At 61.8% G+C, this 19,672-nt stretch carries 16 protein-coding genes; 15 read left to right on the top strand and 1 reads right to left on the bottom strand.

Annotation, left to right across the window (positions count from 1 at the left end; genetic code table 11):
• Positions 1–118: 118 nt before the first annotated feature.
• The 13 genes from KDG50_04765 to KDG50_04705 all read left to right on the top strand — a co-directional run bounded on the left by KDG50_04765 (position 119) and on the right by KDG50_04705 (position 15,228).
• Positions 119–685, top strand: coding sequence for a c-type cytochrome (locus KDG50_04765; GenBank protein ID MCB1864717.1), 567 nt, complete (start codon positions 119–121; stop codon positions 683–685).
• A gap of 20 nt (positions 686–705) precedes the next feature.
• Positions 706–1,980 (top strand): FAD-dependent oxidoreductase, encoded by a 1,275-nt coding sequence (locus KDG50_04760; GenBank protein ID MCB1864716.1) that lies wholly within the window; start codon positions 706–708, stop codon positions 1,978–1,980.
• Positions 1,981–2,338: 358 nt separating this feature from the next.
• Complete coding sequence (locus KDG50_04755) at positions 2,339–3,463, top strand: efflux RND transporter periplasmic adaptor subunit (GenBank protein MCB1864715.1); 1,125 nt, start codon at positions 2,339–2,341, stop codon at positions 3,461–3,463.
• A gap of 115 nt (positions 3,464–3,578) precedes the next feature.
• On the top strand, positions 3,579–6,863 hold the full coding sequence (locus tag KDG50_04750; GenBank protein MCB1864714.1) for an efflux RND transporter permease subunit: 3,285 nt from the start codon (positions 3,579–3,581) through the stop codon (positions 6,861–6,863).
• 413 nt (positions 6,864–7,276) lie between these two features.
• Positions 7,277–8,773 (top strand): cytochrome c family protein, encoded by a 1,497-nt coding sequence (locus KDG50_04745; GenBank protein MCB1864713.1) that lies wholly within the window; start codon positions 7,277–7,279, stop codon positions 8,771–8,773.
• A 19-nt stretch (positions 8,774–8,792) separates the two neighbouring features.
• The gene (locus tag KDG50_04740; protein ID MCB1864712.1) at positions 8,793–9,872 is read left to right on the top strand and encodes a cytochrome-c peroxidase; all 1,080 of its coding nucleotides are present in this window, start codon (positions 8,793–8,795) and stop codon (positions 9,870–9,872) included.
• Between the two features lie 46 nt (positions 9,873–9,918).
• Positions 9,919–10,560 carry a thiamine phosphate synthase gene (locus KDG50_04735; protein ID MCB1864711.1) on the top strand — a complete coding sequence of 214 codons (642 nt, stop codon included), beginning with the start codon at positions 9,919–9,921 and terminating at the stop codon, positions 10,558–10,560.
• 22 nt (positions 10,561–10,582) lie between these two features.
• Positions 10,583–11,866 carry a glutamate-1-semialdehyde 2,1-aminomutase gene (gene hemL / locus KDG50_04730; protein ID MCB1864710.1) on the top strand — a complete coding sequence of 428 codons (1,284 nt, stop codon included), beginning with the start codon at positions 10,583–10,585 and terminating at the stop codon, positions 11,864–11,866.
• A gap of 65 nt (positions 11,867–11,931) precedes the next feature.
• The gene (gene ribE / locus KDG50_04725) at positions 11,932–12,405 is read left to right on the top strand and encodes a 6,7-dimethyl-8-ribityllumazine synthase (protein ID MCB1864709.1); all 474 of its coding nucleotides are present in this window, start codon (positions 11,932–11,934) and stop codon (positions 12,403–12,405) included.
• Between the two features lie 206 nt (positions 12,406–12,611).
• Positions 12,612–13,040: a transcription antitermination factor NusB gene (gene nusB / locus KDG50_04720; protein ID MCB1864708.1), complete on the top strand. Its 429-nt coding sequence runs from the start codon at positions 12,612–12,614 to the stop codon at positions 13,038–13,040.
• Positions 13,041–13,086: 46 nt separating this feature from the next.
• On the top strand, positions 13,087–14,052 hold the full coding sequence (thiL, locus tag KDG50_04715; GenBank protein MCB1864707.1) for a thiamine-phosphate kinase: 966 nt from the start codon (positions 13,087–13,089) through the stop codon (positions 14,050–14,052).
• Positions 14,049–14,525, top strand: coding sequence for a phosphatidylglycerophosphatase A (locus KDG50_04710; protein ID MCB1864706.1), 477 nt, complete (start codon positions 14,049–14,051; stop codon positions 14,523–14,525). The genes thiL and KDG50_04710 overlap by 4 nt, the downstream gene beginning before the upstream one ends.
• A 58-nt stretch (positions 14,526–14,583) precedes the next feature.
• Positions 14,584–15,228 carry a TIGR02281 family clan AA aspartic protease gene (locus KDG50_04705; protein ID MCB1864705.1) on the top strand — a complete coding sequence of 215 codons (645 nt, stop codon included), beginning with the start codon at positions 14,584–14,586 and terminating at the stop codon, positions 15,226–15,228.
• 106 nt (positions 15,229–15,334) lie between these two features.
• Here the strand turns inward: KDG50_04705 and KDG50_04700 are convergent, their stop codons facing one another.
• Positions 15,335–16,741, bottom strand: a complete 1,407-nt coding sequence (locus KDG50_04700) for an integron integrase (protein ID MCB1864704.1) — start codon at positions 16,739–16,741, stop codon at positions 15,335–15,337.
• Positions 16,742–17,265: 524 nt separating this feature from the next.
• On the opposite strand from KDG50_04700, the gene KDG50_04695 reads away from it, so the two are divergent.
• Positions 17,266–18,765: an ATP-binding protein gene (locus KDG50_04695; GenBank protein ID MCB1864703.1), complete on the top strand. Its 1,500-nt coding sequence runs from the start codon at positions 17,266–17,268 to the stop codon at positions 18,763–18,765.
• Positions 18,762–19,103 carry a hypothetical protein gene (locus KDG50_04690; GenBank protein MCB1864702.1) on the top strand — a complete coding sequence of 114 codons (342 nt, stop codon included), beginning with the start codon at positions 18,762–18,764 and terminating at the stop codon, positions 19,101–19,103. Before KDG50_04695 ends, KDG50_04690 begins: the two co-directional genes overlap by 4 nt.
• Positions 19,104–19,672 lie beyond the last annotated feature (569 nt).

Genomic DNA, 19,672 nt, shown 5'->3' with positions numbered 1-19,672 from the left:
GATTTAGGTTATTGGCCCGAAATCTGCTAGAAAACTAGGCTGCAATAGCCGCGCCAACAGAAAAAACAGCGCGGATTACGATCATTCCCCCCCACCACAATCCTGTCAGGAGGATTCAATGCGCAAGTTTGCGATATTGGCGGCCGCGCTGCTCGGCGTCAGCCAGGCGGCGCTGGCCGACCCGGCCGCAACCGTCGTCAGCGCCCCGTGCGCCGGCTGCCATGGCACCTACGGCGACAGCGCCGGCGATGCCCCGGTCATCGCCGGACAGAGCGAGATGTACCTGGTCAGCACCATGACCGCCTATCGCGACGGAACGCGCTACGCAACGATCATGGACCGTATCGCGAAGGGCTACGACGACGCCCAGATCAAGGCGATGTCCGGCTTCTTCGCCGCCCAGACCTGGCCGAAGATCACCGCCGGCAGTGGCGACGCCGCGCGTGGTCAGCAGTTGCACACCCAGCTTGGGTGTCTGGGCTGCCACGGCCCGACCGGCATTGCCCCGTCACCGTTGACGCCGCGCATCGCCGGGCAATATGCCGGTTTCCTCGCGCAGCAGATGCGTGACTACAAGGATGCGTCCAAGCCGGTCTCCCCCTCGGCTATGACGATGCGCTTCATGCTGGGCAACGTCAGCGACGCCGACATCGACGCGCTCGCCGCGTTCTATTCCGCCCAGTGATCCGCCGGAGAACATAAGCCATGCAAATCAAACGTCGTGATTTCATTCGCCTGGCCGGCATCGCCGCGGCAAGCCCGCTGATCGGCCTTCCTTCCCGCTCCTTTGCCGGCGCCAAACCGCGCGTGGTCGTCGTCGGTGGCGGCTACGGCGGCGCCACGGCCGCCAAGTACGTGAAGATGTACGCGCCGGAAGCGGACGTCACCCTGATCGAACGTGACAAGCATTACGTCAGCTGTCCGTTTTCCAACGAGGTCCTCGGTGGCGAATCCAAGATCGAAGACATCACCTTCGGCTATGAAAAGATGGCCGCGCGCGGTGTCAACGTCGTGCACGATTCGGTCACCTCCGTCGATGCCGCCAAGCACAGCGTGAAACTGGCCGGCGGCAAGACCGTCAGCTACGACATGCTCGTCGTCTCGCCCGGCATCGACTTCAAGTGGGGCGCGATCGAGGGCTATGACGAGGCCGCATCGCACAAGATGCCGCACGCCTGGAAGGCCGGCCCGCAGACGGTGTTGCTGCGCAAGCAACTCGAAGCGATGCCCGACGGTGGTGTCGTGATGATGGCCGCGCCGCCGAATCCGTTCCGCTGCCCGCCCGGGCCGTACGAACGTGCCGCGCAGATCGGGCACTTTCTGAAACACCACAAGCCGAAGTCCAAGCTCATCATCATGGACTCCAAGGACAAGTTCTCGAAGCAGGGCCTGTTCATGGAAGGCTACAAGGCGCTGTACGACGGCTACGTCGAATGGCGCTCGGCCGCCAGCGACGGCAAGGTGCTGGGTGTCGATGCCGCCGCCGGCGTGCTGAAGACCGAGTTCGAGGAACACAAGCCGGCCGTGGCGAACATCATTCCGCCGCAGAAGGCCGGTGAACTGGCCTTTACGGCGGGACTGACCAACGAAACCGGCTTCTGTCCGGTCAATCAGGAAACCTTCGAATCCACGATCCACAAGGACATTTTCGTGATCGGCGATTCGTGCATCGCCGGCGCCATGCCGAAGTCCGGCTACTCGGCGAATTCGCAGGGCAAGGTCTGCGCCATGGCCATCGCCACGCGCCTGCATGGCGTTGCGATGCCCGCGCCGTCGTATGTCAACACCTGCTACAGCCTGATCGCTCCGGACTACGGCATTTCGGTCGCCGCCGTCTATGAGCTGAAAGACGGCGCAATCGGTGGCGTGAAGGGTGCCGGCGGCCTGTCGCCAGTTGGCGGCACCGCGGACCGGCACATGGCCGAGGCAATGTACGCACGCAGCTGGTTCCGCAACATCACCACCGACATGTTCGGCTAATATCCCGAGACAGGAAACCGGGGATGCGCCCTATACGCATCCCCGCGTTTCCAAACCGACCGCGCGTGCACGTGTGGTCGGTTTCGGTTTGGCCTGCGGTGCGCCCACTGCTCGGCAAAACCACCGCTCAACACGATTTCCGGTATGGAAGCCTTTCGGGGACTCAGCAGGCCACCGGGGGTGCCAGTTCTGTTGGCCTGTAATTGTGGGTGCAGGGATGCACCGCTTTTCCCGCATTGGCGACTGCACATTGCAAGGTCTCATCGGATGAAACGCGATTCGTCCGGACCATCTGTGTTTTTCAACGCAGGCCCGTGCTAAGTTGATCCACATCAAAACCTCACGCGATCCGATCACCATGAGCAAGCCCACCCGCCGCCCCGCTCGATCCCGCATGCGTCTGTGCACCCTGGCCATGGTCGCCGGCTTCAATCTGGCCGCTGGCGGCGTCCACGCGGCGAGCGTCTTCGTAGTCGTGCCGCAGGCGGACATCACTTCCGTCACCATCGGCGGCAGTGTGGTCCCCGCACGAGAAGTCACGCTTGCCGCACAGATCCCGGGCCGGGTGGCGGCCATCGCCGGCAAGGAAGGCGATCACTTCGACACCGGCGCGGTGCTCGTCTCGCTCGACGAGGCACAGCTTCGCGCGCAACGCAAGCAGGCCGAAGCCGCCTACCGCAATGCCGATGCGGCGGTACGCAACGCACAGGTGCAGTATCAGCGCGAACTCGTCTCGCCGCAGAGCGAACGCGCTACCAGCATGCCCGGCATGGGCATGCCCGGCATGTTCGATCAGATGTTTTCACGGCCCATGGCCGGCATGATGAGTATGGAAAGTTCCGGCGCGCAGCGCGGTGCCGACCTGCATGCGCAGGGCACGCAGATGAGTCAGGCGCAGGCCTCGCTCGAGCAGGCGCGCGCGCAGATCGAACAGATCGACGCCCAGCTGCGCGATGCGCGCAGCGTTGCGCCCTTCGATGGCGTCATCGTCAAGAAGCTCGCGGAAATCGGCGACACCGTCCAGCCCGGCCAACCGCTGCTCGACTATGCGGATGTCGCCACCCTCCAGATTCAGGCCGACATCCCGGCCCGCCTCACGGCCGGCCTCGCGCAGGGCCAGATCATCGACGCGCGCCTCGATCGCGGGCGCGGCGAACTGAAGGTCGTCGTCGATCAGATCTTTCCGGTCGCGGACGCCCAGCAACACACCGTGACGGTGAAGTTCAACCTGCCCGCCGACGTGCGCGCCGCGCCCGGCATGTATGCCGAAGTGCTGGTACCCGATCCACATGCGACCGGTCGCGCGACGTTGCGCATACCGCGTGCCGCGCTGGTGCGCCGCGGCGGACTGGCCGGGGTGCAGGTGCTCGACGACAAGGGCGCGCCGAGCCTGCGACTGCTGCGGGTGAAGGAGACCCGCGACCCCGACTGGGTCGAGGTCTACGCCGGTCTGAAACCGGGCGAACGCATCCAGGTGCCCTGATCAGGGCCGATCGCACACCGCCGGCATCCGCCCTGCCCGCCGTCCGGTCGCGCGCATGCCGGCCCTTGACCGATAACCGGATACTCACGACTCCACGCCACGAGGCCGGCGTCCAATGACACAGAAAAAACATCCGCCCGCCAGCGCAGCACCAGCCGAGCCACCGCGCGACCTCGGCATTGCGGGAACCACCGCCCGCGCGTTCATCCATTCGCCGCTGGCCCCGCTTCTGTACCTGGCGATGCTCGGGCTCGGCATCCTCGGTCTCATGATCACGCCGCGGCAGGAAGACCCGGAGATCTCGGTTCCGGTGGTCGACCTGCTGCTGGACTACCCAGGCGCGTCGGCCGAACAGGTCGCCTCGCTGGCAATCGAACCGCTCGAACGCATGATGAGCGAGATCACTCGCGTCAAGCACGTCTATTCGGCGAGCCGCCGCGGTGGCGGTGTCGTCACCGTCGAGTTCGACGTGGGTGAAGAAATCGGGCCGTCGCTGGTCAAGGTCAACGCGAAGATCGACTCGAACCTCGACAAGCTGCCGCCCGGCGTGCAGCCGCCCCTGGTGGTCGCCAAGGGCATCGATGACGTTCCGGTCGTGACCCTGACGCTGTGGTCCGAAACCGCCGATGACGGCGTGCTGCGTTCGCTCGCGCAGGAACTCTTGCAGATCCTCAAGCAGATTCCGGACACCGGCACCGGCTTTGTCACCGGCGGGCGCGCCGAACAGATCCGCGTGGAGATTCTTCCGGAACGGCTTTCGGGCTATGACATCACGCCGGATCAGGTCGCGGCGGTGATTCGCAGTGCCAACTCCGAGCAGCGCGCCGGAGACCTCGAACGCGATGACGAGGCCATCACCGTCTACAGCGGTGCATTCCTGCGTACGGCCGACGATCTTTCCGGCCTGATCGTCGGCACGCGCGAGGGTGCGCCCGTGTACCTGCGCGATGTCGCCAATGTGTTCGACGGACTGGGCGAACCACGCCAGTTCGTGAGCTTTTCCAGCGGTCCGGCGTGGACCGGCCCGCAGCCGGTGACCGGCGCGCCGGCCGTAACCATCGCGCTCGCCAAGAAACAGGGCGCCAACGGCGTCACTGTGGTGTCCGCGGTGCTCGATCAGGTCGAGGCGCTGCGCGAGCGTTTCATCCCGAACGATGTGCATGTGGAAGTCACGCGCAACTATGGGCAGACCGCGCAGGAAAAGGTCAACGGCCTGATCTTCAAGCTGTTCATCGTCACGATCGCCGTCACGATCCTCGTCTGGTTCGCGCTGGGGCTGCGTCCGGCCATCGTCGTCGGGCTGGTCATTCCGGTCGTCATCCTGATCACGATCTTCGCGGCCTGGGCGCAGGGATACTCGATCAACCGCGTCAGCCTGTTCGCGCTGATCTTCGCGATCGGCATTCTCGTCGATGATGCGATCGTCGTCGTCGAAAACATGTACCGCCGCTGGCTCATGGCCGGCGCGACCGATACCAACACGGCGCTGGATTCCGTCCGCGAAGTCGGCAACCCCACCATCGTGGCAACGTTCACCGTCATCGCGGCGCTGCTGCCCATGGGATTTGTCACGGGCATGATGGGCCCGTACATGCAGCCGATTCCCGCGCTGGCCTCGGTCGCGATGATTGCGTCTGTCATCGCCGCATTCGTGTTCACGCCATGGCTGGCGATGCGCGTGCGACCGAGCATGGAGGCCCTGAACAAGGCCGGCGAAAAGGAACACAAGAGCGAACAGCGCATCGACCGGCTGTTCCGCCGGCTGCTCGTGCCGATGATCGAAAACCGCGCGCTGGGCTGGGCGGTGCTGATCGGCATCATTGCGGCGTTCGTGCTGAGCATCGCGCTGTTTGCCGTCAAGTTCGTGCCGGTCAAGATGCTGCCGTTCGACAACAAGGACGAATTCGCCATCGTCATCGACCTGCCCGAGGGCTCGGCGCTAGTCAGGACCGCGACCCTGGCCGAGGCGCTGGGTCGAAAACTGCATGCGATTCCCGAAGTCCTCGCCTATCAGACCTACGTTGGCACGGCGCGGCCATTCGATTTCAACGGCATGGTTCGGCATTACTACCTGCGCAGCGACCCGTGGCAGGCGGCGATCCAGATCCAGCTGCAGCACAAGAGCACGCGCCAGCGTTCCAGCCACGCCATCGCCTCGCAGGCGCGCGATCTGCTGACGCCGCTTGCGCGCGAACACGGCGCGCGCGTGACGATTGCGGAGATTCCGCCGGGGCCGCCGGTCCTGCAGTCGGTCGTCGCCGAGGTCTATGGCGACGACAACGACGCGAGGCGACAGGTCGCCCGCGACATCACGGCGATGTTCGAACAGGTCGAGGCCGAGGGCATGCTCGGCGATGTCGACAACTACCTGAGCGCGCCGCACAGACTCGCGCATTTCGAGGTCGACACCGAGAAGGCGAACCGCCGCGGCGTGACCGTCGAGACGCTGAATCGCAACCTCGGCTACGCGCTCGGCGGAACGAAGCTCGGCGATGCCAAACGCGGCAACAGCAAGGAGCCCGTGGACATCATCATGGAAGTCCCGCTGGCGGAGCGCGCGGACCTGCTGCGCCTCGTTGATCTGCCGATCCCCGCCGCAGGCGGCAGCGTGCCGCTTGGCGAACTCGGGCGCTTCGTCGAGATCGAGCAGGACCCGCCGTTGCTGCACAAGGACCTGCGCGCGGTCGAATACGTGGTTGCCGACGCCGTCGGCCGGCTGGGCGCGCCGATCTATCCGATGACGCGCCTCGACGAACTGCTGGCCGACTACCAGCCAGCCGAGGGTTCCGGGCTCGAAGCGCATTACACCGGCGCACCGCGCGACGTGCTGGACCTCGGCGTGACCTGGGCCGGCGAGTGGACGGTGACCTATGAGACCTTCCGCGATCTCGGCATCGCATTTGCGGCTGCGTTGCTGCTGATCTACGTGCTCGTGGTCGGCCAGTTCGGCAATTTCGTGCTGCCGGTCATCATCATGGCGCCGATCCCGCTGACCCTGATCGGAATCGTGCCGGGGCACTGGTTCATGGGCGCGGAATTCACGGCGACCTCGATGATCGGCTTCATCGCGCTGGCCGGCATCATCGTGCGCAACTCGATCCTGCTCGTCGACTTCGCAACCGAACAGGTGCGCGGTGGCATGGACGTGCGCGAGGCCGTGCTCGCGTCCTGCCGTGCACGCACGCGGCCGATCATCATCACCGCCGCTGCGCTGATCGTGGACTCGCTGTTCATCCTGAACGACCCGATCTTCCAGGGCATGGCGATTTCATTGCTGTTTGGTGTGCTGGTCTCGACCCTGCTGACCCTGGTCGTGATCCCGCTCGGCTGTCTCTCGGCCGCGCAGAACGTGCGCGCCTGTGCGCAGCGCGGTGTGCAACCCGCTGAAACGGCGTCCTGAGCTAGCGGGGATCTGAGCGGACTTCTTTGATGTTGCATCGATCATCAGTTTGCGTCCCGATGTTGCACCGATGATGCAGTCACAACACTCCGATTCGCCTTAGGGAACGGAAATTCAGCAGGTTAGCTTCTGGCCTGCTTTTTGCTCTACGCTTTCAGATGCCGCCGACGCCGCCTGGAGCACCGGCCGGCCAGGGGAAACCCTGAACGATTCAGAGTTTCCCGCGGCACTAAGGAAGCGCCGCCGTTTTCGACGGCTATGAGCCGTTGAAAATGAAAGAAAACGAAAAATGACACTTTTTCGTTTTTGTCGCTCTGGCAATCCGGGACGGATTGATCAGAGCTTCCCTAAATAATACAAGCGCGCCGCCGGCATGGCCGGGCGCTGCGCAACCCCCCGGAGGTAACCCGATCGTGATCGCAACCGCACGCAGTCTGATTTTGGCCGTGACGCTGGCCGGCTCGGCCACCGCCCTCGCCTCACCCCCCTCACCGTTAGACGCGATGGGCGCGATGATGCACCACGGCGCGAAGGTCATGGGCGAAATGCCCAAGCACATGCAGCCCACTGGCGACAAGGAATTCCAGTACGCACCGTCCTACATGACCGTGCCCGGCGACCGCAAACTCAAGGAATCCGACTGGGAAGACCCGGCGGTCTGCGGTGGCTGCCATCCGCGCCAGTACAAGGGCTGGAACGGCTCGATGCACTCCAACTCGTTCAAGGACCCGGTGTTCCAGAAGCTCTGGTCCATGGCCGAGAAGGCGACCGATGGCGCGCTCATGAATCATTGCGGCGCCTGCCACTCGCCGATCGGTGTGCTGACCGGCAGCATCGTGCACGACAAGGAGAACGACAAGTTCACCGCCGGCCCGCTGGCCGAGAAGGGCGTTTCCTGTGACGTCTGCCACACGATCACGCGCACGAACTATCTCGACACCGCGACGCTCGAGCATGGCAACGCCTCGTTCGAAATCGACCCGATGGGACCCGGCGGCCCGAAGCGCGGCCCGCTCGAGGACGCCCGCTCGCCGTATCACGCAACGGTCTATTCGCCGCTGCACAAGCAGGCGGATTTCTGCGGCAACTGCCACAACATCTTCCATCCGACGAACGGCTTCCCGATCGAGCGCACCTATGACGAGTGGAAGTACTCGGTGTATGCGCGTGAAAACATCGTCTGCCAGGACTGCCACATGAACCCGGTCGAAACCGCGGTTCGTGTCGCGAAGGAACTCAAGCGGCCGGAGGATCTCGAGGGCGAGAACCTCGGCGGTTTTGCCGGCATGGGTGCGGCAACGCAGCGTGATGTCGTGCACGATCACAGTTTCGTCGGTGGCAACGCGGTGGTGACCGAACTCATGGGTGGCGGAAACTCCGAGCATGCCGCCGCTGCGCGCAAACGCCTGCAAAGTGCCGCCGAGCTGGATCTGAAGATCGCCAAGCGTGACGACGGGCTTTACGATCTGCGCGTGCAGGTCACCAACACCGGCGCCGGTCACAACCTGCCGACCAGCCTCACCGATGTCCGCGAGATCTGGCTCGAGGTCACGGTGACCGACGACAGCGGCAAGGTGCTCTACAAGAGCGGCCACCTCGACAGTCACGGCGAACTCGATCACGACCGCGACACGATCTTCAATGCGGTCGCCGTCAACGACAAGGGCGAAGTCACCCACTTCCCGTGGGAAGTTTCGCGCTTCGTCCGCGACACCTCGATCCCGCCGAAGGGCCATGCGACCTCGTTCTACACGTTCGCGGCACCCGGCGGCGCCAAGCAGGTCAACGCGCAGGTGCGTCTGAATTACCGGTCGTATTCGCAGCACGTGGCCGACGTGATCCTCGGCGCGGGCGCGGTGAAGATCCCGGTGATCGAGATGGAAAACGAAACGGTCTCGATGAATATCTGAGCCAACAGGGACCGCAGCGATGAGGCGTGAATCCGGTTTACGGGCGCGTTGTGCGCGCCCGGTTCCGCGCCTGGCGCCGGCGATCTGGTTCGGGTGCGTGCTGTTCGCCGCACCCGGACCAGCCCTCGCCTACGACTGGCAGGCCCTGCCGCGGGTGGCCCCGGCGCCGGCCGACAATCCGCAGACGCCGGGCAAGATCGAACTCGGCAAACAGCTGTACTTTGATCCGCGGTTTTCGGCCACCGGCACGGTCTCGTGCAACTCCTGCCACAACCTGGCAGCGGGCGGCGACGACAGCCGCGAAACCTCCATGGGCGTGCACGGCCTCACAGGCCCGCGCAATGCGCCAACCGTGTGGAATGCCGCGTTTCACAGCGTGCAGTTCTGGGACGGGCGTGCGAAGAATCTCGAGGATCAGGCCAAGGGTCCGGTCGTCGCATCCGTCGAGATGGGCATGAAGGATCTCGACACCGCCATCGCACGCGTGCGCGACATACCGGGTTATGTCGAACAGTTCGAACGCGAGTTTCCCGGCGACAATCCGGTCACCGTGCAAAACGCAGCAAAGGCCGTCGCGGCATTCGAGCGCACGCTGATCACGCCGGACTCCGCATACGACCGCTATGTTCGCGGCGACAAGAGCGCGCTGACCGATCAGCAGGTCCGCGGCATGCAGACCTTCGAGCAACTCGGTTGTGTCGCCTGCCATCGCGGACCGGCGTTCAATGGTCCGACCATGGCCGACGGCACGGGCTTTTTCATCTCGTTCCCGTTCCACGACAGTCCGTATGTCGCGAAATACAATCTGCGTGACGACGCGGGACGGTTTGCCGTGACCGGCCGCGAGGAGGATCGGCACAAATACCGCGTGCCGACCCTGCGCAACGTCGCGCTGACCGCGCCGTACTTCCACAACGGCAAGGTCCGCACACTCGATGAAGCCGTACGGGCCATGGCGCCGTCGCAGCTCGCCAAGACCGTGACTGACAGTCAGGTCGCCGATGTGGTCGCGTTTCTGAATGCCCTGACGGGACCGTTTCCGGAAATCACCATGCCCCGCCTGCCGACCACCCCGGGGCGGTCCGTAGTGACGCCCTGAGCCGATCGACAGTTGCATGCCGCGTCCCTGCGCCGGACGATGAGGCATGCCCAAACGAGCGCACATCTCGGGCCTGTACCTGGTCACGCCGGAACCGGACGATGATCCGGCCGCGTTGCTGGCGGTGACCGAGGCCGGCCTCGCCGCCGGTGCCCGCATCGTTCAGCTGCGCGCGAAGATCGCTTCCGCCACGGCGCGTGCAAACGCCGCAACCGCACTGCGCACGCTCTGTGATCGCTATGCCGCACTGCTGATCGTCAACGACGACATCGAGCTCGCGCGCGCAGTTGCGGCCGACGGCGTTCATCTGGGCCGCGAAGACGCCGGCATTGCCACGGCGCGCGACCGGCTCGGGCCGCAGGCGCTGATCGGCGCGTCCTGCTACAACACGCTCGACCGGGCGTTGGCGGCGCAGGCCGCCGGCGCGGACTACGTCGCGTTTGGCAGTTTTTTTCCCTCGCCAACCAAGCCCGGCGCAGTGCGCGCCACACCCGAGCTGCTCGAACAGGCCCGCGCGCGCGTCGCCCTGCCCATCGTTGCGATCGGTGGGATAACCCCGGACAATGCCCCGGTCCTGATCGCGGCCGGAGCCGGCGCCGTGGCCGTGAGCAGCGCCTTCTACGCCGCCGCGGACCCCGCGCAGACGGCCGCCCGCCTGGTTCGCGCATTCACCGCGCGCCGTTCATGAACAAACCAAGCCGAATCTGACGATGACTGAATCCGAACGCCTGTTTGCCTTCGCCCAACAATTCATCCCGGGCGGCGTGAATTCGCCCGTGCGCGCCTTTCGCGGTGTTGGCGGCACGCCACGGTTCATCGCGCGTGCCAGTGGCGCGTACCTGATCGACGCGGATGACAACCGGTTCATCGACTACGTCGGCTCGTGGGGCCCCATGGTGCTGGGCCACGCGCATCCGGACGTCATCGCCGCCGTGCAGAACGCCGCGAAGAACGGCCTGAGTTTCGGAGCACCGACCGCGAGTGAAACCGACATGGCGCGGCTGGTGTGCGAACTCGTGCCATCCATTGAACTGGTGCGCATGGTGAGTTCCGGCACCGAGGCGACCATGAGCGCCATCCGGCTTGCGCGTGGTGCAACGGGTCGAGATCGCATCGTGAAGTTCGAGGGCTGTTACCACGGCCATTCCGATTCCCTGCTGGTGAAGGCCGGCTCCGGCGCGTTGACGCTTGGCGTGCCGTCCTCGCCGGGCGTACCGGCCGCGCTCGCCGAATCGACGATCACGCTGACCTACAACGACAGCGCGCAGGTGCGCGAAACCTTCGAAAAGATCGGCGCCGAGATCGCCTGCATCATCGTCGAGCCGGTCGCCGGCAACATGAACTGCATCCCGCCGGTGCCGGGCTTCCTCGAAACCCTGCGTGAGTGCTGCGACCAGCATGGCGCCGTGCTGATTTTCGATGAAGTCATGACGGGCTTTCGGGTCGAACTCGGCGGTGCGCAGGCCCACTATGGCATCACGCCGGACCTGACCACGCTCGGCAAGGTCATCGGCGGCGGCATGCCGGTGGGCGCGTTCGGCGGCAAGCGCGCGATCATGGAAAAGATCGCCCCGCTCGGTCCGGTCTATCAGGCCGGCACGCTGAGCGGCAATCCGGTTGCGATGGCGGCGGGCCTCGCCACGCTGCGCAAGGTCGCCGAGCCCGGCTTCTACGACGCGCTGCGGGCGAAGACCGCGCTGTTCGTCGACGGCATGCTCGAGCGCGCGCGCACCGCCGGCATCCCGATGACGGCGAACCGGGTCGGCGGCATGTTCGGCCTGTTCTTCACCGACGCCGAAACCGTGACCAATTTCGCCGGTGCCACGGCCTGCGATCAGGATCGCTTCAAGCGCTTCTTTCACGGCATGCTCGAGCGCGGCGTGTACCTCGCACCGTCGGCCTACGAGGCCGGCTTCGTCTCGGCCGCACACACCGAGCAGGACATCGAAGACTCGCTGGATGCCGCCAGCGAAGTATTTGCAAACCTCGGCTAGCGATATTTCCCGGATTCAGGCTAAACTATCGCGCATAAGCACATGTTTTATAAACAGGTTTCGTTATGAAAATCAAAATGATCGAGGGCAGCCTGCAACCCGACGGCGACGCGCGCTTCGCGCTGGTCGTCGCGCGGTTCAACGACTTCATCGTCGAGCGCCTGCTCGAGGGCGCGCTCGATACCCTGCGCCGCCACGGCGTGGACGAGAAGCAACTGACCGTGGTGCGCGTTCCGGGTGCGTTCGAACTGCCGCTGGCCGTGGATCGCATGGCGGCCGCCGACGATGTCGATGCCGTCATCGCACTGGGCTGCGTGATTCGCGGTGGCACGCCGCATTTCGAGTACGTCGCCGGCGAATGCACGAAGGGCATCGGTCAGGCGATGATCAAGCGCAGCAAGCCGGTCGCGTTCGGTGTGTTGACCGTCGATACCATCGATCAGGCGATCGAGCGTGCCGGCACCAAGGCCGGCAACAAGGGCGCCGAGGCCGCGCTCAGTGCAATCGAGATGTTGAACGTCATGCGTCAGCTGCCCTGATGCGCCCCGCATGTAGCGCTCACGCTGGCTGCTCGCACACTCCGTCTGCGGAAAAATGTCGGATTCGTGAAGAAATTGCGGCGACACAGGGAAGTGTCTCCATTTTCAGCGCGCGCAAGCCGTTGAAAATGCAGAAAGCGAAAAACCGCGCTTTTTCGTTTTCGTCGATCTGTCAATCCGGGACGGATTGATCAGAGGTTCAATCCATGAGCCGCTCCCGATCACGCGCCCGCGCCTGCGCACTGCAGGGCCTGTACGAGTGGGCCCTGAGCGCGAATGACATCGACTCGGTGGAACAGAACGTCCTCGCGCAGCAGTTGAAGCCCGGCGCGATCGACAAGCAGTACTTCCGCACCCTGCTGCTGGACACCATCAACCACGTCACCGAACTCGACACCCTCGCCGCGCCGCACCTGTCGCGCGCGAACGCCGAGATCGACCCGATCGAACGCGCCCTGCTCCGGCTCGGCGCCTGCGAACTCAAGTACCACCCGGAAGTGCCGTACCGCGTCGTGCTGAACGAGATGATCGAACTCGCAAAACAGTACGGTGCCGAGGACGGTCATCGCTTCGTCAACGGCGTACTAGACCGCATCGCGCGCGAACTGCACGGGCCGGAACGCGCCGCGCGCTGATGGCGCTCGCAATCGCTTGGTGAGACGTCATTCGCGGGACAGGCCACTGAGCGAGTTCGATCTGATCGAACGCTTCTTCCGGCGCTGCGGCGCCACGCGCCCCGACGTCACCCTGGGCATTGGCGACGATGCCGCCCTGCTCGCGCCACCGCCGGGCATGGAACTCGCGATCACGACGGATACGCTGGTTGAAGGCGTGCATTTCGTCGCCGGCGCCGATCCACGCTCGCTCGGTCACAAATCGCTTGCGGTCAATCTCAGCGACCTCGCCGCGATGGGCGCCGAACCTGCCTGGGCGACGCTGGCACTCACTGTGCCGAACGCCGACGAAAGCTGGCTGCGCGAATTCGCGCAAGGCTTCTGCGCGCTCGCCAGCGCACAAGGCGTTGCGCTGGTCGGCGGCGACACCACGCGCGGCCCGCGTTCGATCACCGTGCAGCTCGCAGGCTTCGTTCCGGCTGGCGAGGCGCTACGCCGCGACGGCGCAACGCCCGGCGACCTCGTCTGCGTGAGCGGCGAACTGGGTGCCGCCGGCCTGGCACTGCTCGCCCAGCAGGGCCTTTACGTTCGGCTCGAAGCACTGCCCGCGCTGCGGGAACGACTCGACCGGCCGCAGCCGCGATTGGCGCTTGGCCGCGAGTTGCGAAGACTCGCCACCAGCGCGATTGATATCTCCGATGGATTGGGCTCGGACCTTGGCCACATCCTCACCGCGAGTGGTTGCGGGGCGCGGATCGAGGTCGAGCGCGTGCCGATGTCCGAGACCGTCGCCGAATACGTGCGCGAGACCGGCGACTGGCATCTGCCGCTCGCGGCCGGCGACGACTACGAACTCGGCTTCACCATCCCGGAACGGCGCCAGGGCGAACTCGACGCACTCGCCGTCACGGCCGGTGTTCCGGTGCGCTGGATCGGCTGGATCGAACGCGCGCCGGGCCTGCGCTGGATCCTGGCCGACGGTTCCGAACTCGACCAGCCCGCCGGCGGCTACGACCACTTTCGCGAAGCATGAGTACGCGCGTCTCTGTCTCACACCTCGCGAATCCAGGCTGTTTTCTGGCGCTGGGTTTCGGCAGCGGGCTGTCTCCCTGGGCACCGGGGACCATGGGCACGCTGGCCGCGCTCGGACTCTGGCTGCTGACCGTGCCGCTCGGTTTCGGCGTTCAGATCGCGATGACGCTTGCGGCCATCGCAACCGGTCCGTGGATTTGCGGGCACTGCGCGAAGCGTCTTGGCGTGCACGATCACCCGGCGATCGTCTGGGACGAGATCGCCGCGATGTGGCTGGTGCTGCTATTCACACCGCCGAACTGGGCCGGATATGGTCTGGCCTTCGTGCTGTTTCGCCTGTTCGACATCGCCAAGCCCTGGCCGGTCCGCACACTGGACCAGCGCGTGCACGGCGGGCTTGGCATCCTGCTGGACGATCTTGCGGCCGCGCTGTATGCGATCGTGATTCTGACGCTCGCACAGCCCTGGCTCTGAGTTGTAAGGGCTGGCGCCCTGCGCGATGATTGCCACGAATGCGCATGGAGCCGCCGCGATGAATCGACTGCAAACACTGCTTTTCGCCCTGACGCTGATCGCCACGAGCGCGCAGGCGGTCGAGCGCGTGGATGCCGTCGCGCTGTTCAACAATCGCGCCTTGCTGAAGATTGACGGCGAGCGCCGACTGTTGCGTGCGGGCGAAACCTCGCCCGAAGGCGTGCGCCTCGTGTCCTCGACCAGCGAACGCGCCGTGGTCGAATTCGACGGCCAGTCTCGCGAGCTTGCACTGGGCGGCCACATCGGCGGCAGCTTCGCAACGCCCGAGCAACAGAGCACCACGCTGTATCGCGACGCCAGCGGCATGTTTCGCACCCACGGCACCATCAACGGCCGCCTCGTGAACCTGATGCTGGATACGGGTGCAACGTCCATCGCAATGAACGAACACGAAGCGCGCCGACTGGGAATCGATTTTCGGGTGAAAGGCGAGCAGAGCCTGATCGGCACCGCTTCCGGCACCGTCGTCGGCTACAAGATCCAGCTCAACGAAGTACGCGTTGGCCCCATCACCCAGCGCAACGTCACCGCCGTCGTCATGCCGGGCACGAGCCCAGAGGAAGTGCTGCTCGGCGCATCGTTCCTGCGCAATGTGGATATGGAACACAAGGGCAACGCGCTTGAACTGCGCAGCCGGTATTAGCGGATCGAAACCCTGGTCGGTCCCTCAGAATTCCATTGCGAATTCGTGCGCAGGCTGGACCAACGCAGATCGCCGCATTGATACGGCGCGCCTCGCGCGGACTTGATCAGCACTGCTTGCTCTCGGCCGACCCGGCTCGCAGTTGATCCAATGGGCTGGCGACAGCCTGCCCACCGAGCCCCGCGACATGGGTGTAGATCATGGTCGTGGACACATCTGCGTGACCGAGCAGTTTCTGCACCGTTCGGATGTCCGATCCGCTTTTCAGCAGGTGCGTGGCAAAGGAGTGCCGCAGGGTATGGCTGGTGACGCGCTTGGTCAGCCCCGCCCTGCGCGCGGCCTGACGGATGGACTTCTGAACCACCGTCTGGTGAATATGGTGACGGCGTGGCACGCCCGTCCTCGGGTCCTGTGCAACCCGGCTCGCCGGAAACAGGTACTGCCAGCGATACTCCTTGTCGGCATTGCGAAACTTCCTTGCCAACGCGTCCGGAAGAAACACCGAGCCGAACCCGGCCGCCAGAACTTTTTTATGCTGTTCACGCACCAACTGCATCTGTTTCCTCAAGCCCGCTTCCAACAGGCGCGGCAGTGGGACGGACCTGTCCTTGTTGCCCTTGGCGCCTCTGACCAGGATCTGACGATAGTCGAAATCGACATCCAGAATTCGCAGACGCACACACTCCATCACCCGCATACCCGTACCGTACATCAGCTTGACCATCAGGCTGTTGTGCGGACTCAATGCCGCAAAGACCGCCTCGATTTCGCCGGGGCTCAGCACGGTGGGCAGTCGCCTGGGCTTGTTCGGCCGCTGGTAGGGCCCGATCTGGCCCAGGGGTTCCTCGATCACCTTGACATACAGAAACACCAGGGCATTGAGCGCCTGGCTCTGGGTGCCGCTGGATACCTTGCGTTGCAACGCAAGATGTTCTAGAAAGGCAGCTACTTCCGGTTCGCCGGATTTTGAAGGGAGGCGATTGTGTTGGAAGCGAACAAACCGATTGATCCAGCCCAGATAGCTTTTCTCGGTGTTGGCGGCGTAGCCCGCAATTCGCATGATGGACAGAAATTTCCGGTACACGCCCGGGTGGTGCGCGTCCAGAAGGTTGTCAGCATTGGCGACCGCCGCGTCGATCTGAGCGTAGGTTCGGGCCACCGTGGCGTGATCCCGCTCCAGGGGCATCGATCCATCCAGCCAACGCGCCCAGTCGAAGGCCTTGGCCCACTCAAATTGCAGATGGTGGGCGAACAGCAGTCGCAGGGCATCCGCCTTTTGCCGAAACTGCCAGCCCTCCAATGCCGGGTTCCGGCCTTGCGATTCAAGCCAGCGCTGAACCGATTCTGGCGTGTGGGCGTGCAACCTCTCGCCGGGGTGATCCGCCCTGAACGCCTCGACGTGTCGTTGGTACCAGGGCCTGGCCTTTTCGGGGACCCGAAAGCGCGACAGCACCTGATGATATTGATCCCAAAACCGCTCGACCCGAGGGTCGTCCGAACTGCGTTTGTCCATCTGGGTCGCTCCATGCTGCCCACGCCACCAATGACGAACAAGAATAGTGCATTTGGCCGCATATTACCAATATTGTGCCGGCACAATATTGCCGATATTGTGCCAGCTGCATAATCACCTGTTCGATGCATTAAGCCGCAAAAAACAATAGAAAAAGGCAATGTTTAAAGAGCAGCAAAGGACTACGAGCACAAGCGAAATGGCTGACGTCGGAAAAGAACAAGCCCGACCGCGAGCGATGGGGTCATATGTTACCGTGAGCCGCACGGGTTACACGGCTAACTCGTTCAGCCGGATAACCCTAAGGACTCACGGCAGAGAATCCCTCGCAGTCGCAGCACCGCGACACAATCCGAACAGCAGATATAAAGTGTCAGCAGGCCGAGGCCATCAGCGGAAAGCCAGGCATTTCATTGCGGTTATCCGGTGGCGCCTCGCATCGAACAAGTCGCTCAAACCGACATTGGCTACGCGTTGCTACGCCAATGCGATTTAGCTCCAATCGTTAGGGGGGAACAAAAACCATGAAAGAGGAACGGCTGGTGGAAGACGAGGCGAAATTGGCTCATTTGAGCGAATGTACAGACGCTGAATTAACTGCATGGAATGAGTGCATCAGAAGCGCAATATTTAGCGATCTAATTGCGCTTCGGGAATTAGACAAAGATGTATTTGCAGAGCTTTTCTACGGACGATCAAACGAAACTGATCAGTTTTGCGAATCATTGGATGTGTTTTGCAAGACCGGGCGGAACTACTTAATAGTCGGCGAGGCAGGGATAGGCAAGAGCTCTTTCTTATACAAGATCTTTCTAAATGAAAACCATGAGCTTCATAAATACGTTTACCCAATATTTATAGATTTTCGGAAAGGTTCCGTAAGTAGGGACGCTGCACTAATAAACTTCATTGACAAAATAGATGGCTATTTCAGCGCTGTAAAATTTCCATTGAACACTATGGAAAAGCCCAAGGAAGCAGGCACAATTGACTACAACCTTATCAAAATATCTGAACATTTTGGCGAATACGATGCAAACGAGAATCATAAGTGTCTTTTGTTGCTTGTTGATGACCTGGATTACGCTGATGACTTTTGGCTCGAATTCTTGCTTGCGATTCACAATTTAGTGGCTTCGCCGAAAATTTCGTTTGTCTTGTCGGTTCGTCCTCTATTGGAGTACAAAATTAGAACTGAGAATGATGTCTTGTATCGGGATATAGTGAGAAACACAAAAAGAATTGACCTCGGGCCACTAGCGATAAGAAAGATACTTTATAAACGGCTGGCCCCGTTAATTAAAGAAAGCGCGGAAGCCCCATTTCACACCTACATCAAGCGCCTGTTTAGAAGGGACTCTGCAATTTGCCGCATATTGAGAAAACAATATGGAATAAAAAATCTCGAGCAGTTGGCCCGATTTGAGTTTCCATTTACCGGGAGGCTCCTAACGTTCATGACGGAAATTACAAACGGGAACAATCGAGAAGTGTTTGATATCGCTGAAGCTGTTCTCAGGTATATATTCACTCATGCAAAAGAACTAGAAACTCGAATCGAGGACGGTGAAACAAAGTACATAGTCCCGCGAGAGGCAATATTGTCATTATTTTCGATTGACGAAGGCGGCGATCAGTCGAACTACAGGCTTTTTAATTTGAATGAGAAGTATAGCGTTAGCAAAGACGGCAATAAATGCTCTTTGCATTACAACGTGCTTGAGATGGTCAAGTATGTAGGAGTCATCGATAACGAAGCGATCAAAATATTGGAACAGCATGGCCATGTGAAAGACAGCGTATTACGGTCCCTTTCAGTCATGGAAGATCGGACTCATAGGCTGATAGTGCCTATTCGCAGCAACGAAAGTCTGAAAGGCGCGCGTCACGTAATGCTGGAAACAGAATACAAAATCACAATGAAAGGCGACAAATACCTAGAGATGGTTGAGTTTGATCCATCATGGGAATGTTATCCTGACAAATTCGGAAAACCAGGCCCAAGCATTCGGAGGTTTCTATGAATATCGATGATGAGTTAATACCGAAAAGCATTATCTTTGATATAACTGCCATGGGGCTGCGTCTTATTCCGAAAGGGAGACAACGTACTTTTCGGGATGGCGAAAAGCTGTTTGAATTATTTCGCGTTCTTTACAAAGACGTGCATCCGTCGGTTACTGAAGAAGAATTTTTGATGGTTTTGAGGGCGATATTCCCTGTTTATAAAAACCCGAGAAAATCAACTGAAAGCTATAAGATTACAACGCATAAACTTGAAGAGAGGTTAAGCGAGCTTGGGATGAGGCGCTTTCCAACCGGAACCCTTCTCAATAGGGAGAACTTGAAAATTGCGATGTAATACTTGCTATTTCTTTCAGAACAGAAGGTGCATCCTTAATAAGGGTATACGCACATCAATGTTTTGCACTACGCACATTGAAAAAATACGAGGTATAGAGGATACGGGGAAATACGTCGATATCGTATATGGCAGAAAACAAAATCTTCGTGTACTTGCCGTTTCTATCTTCTCGTTAGCCGTTTCTACCTGTCTTTTGCTCATAAAGTTGGTTGAGTTGGTAAGCGGCCCCTAACAAGCCGCTCGAGAGTGACGCTTCGGTCTGTCGACCTCAGCGCCCCTCAGCTGGGCGTTGAGGCTGTCGGAAAACCCCTGGACTGGTAAAATCAGGCCATAAAAATCAGCGATTCGATGATCGGGTGAATGGCCAGATACAAGGATTACGACTAAGGGCAGATGAAGATGATCCCGGTGTCGTTCGAGCGGCAGATTCTCCCGGGCAGTTTCGAGTATTCGCTGGCCTGGCTGGTCGACCACGAGCTCGATCTTGCGCAGCTCGATGCAAGGTACCGCAACGATGACGGCGGCCGCCCGGCCTATGATCCGCGGGTGTTGCTCAAGATCGTGCT

This window comes from Chromatiales bacterium (assembly GCA_020445605.1).
Lineage (GTDB): Bacteria > Pseudomonadota > Gammaproteobacteria > JAGRGH01 > JAGRGH01 > JAGRGH01.
The sequence above is the reverse complement of the archived record's forward strand: the minus strand, read 5'-3'. Positions and strand labels throughout refer to the sequence as shown.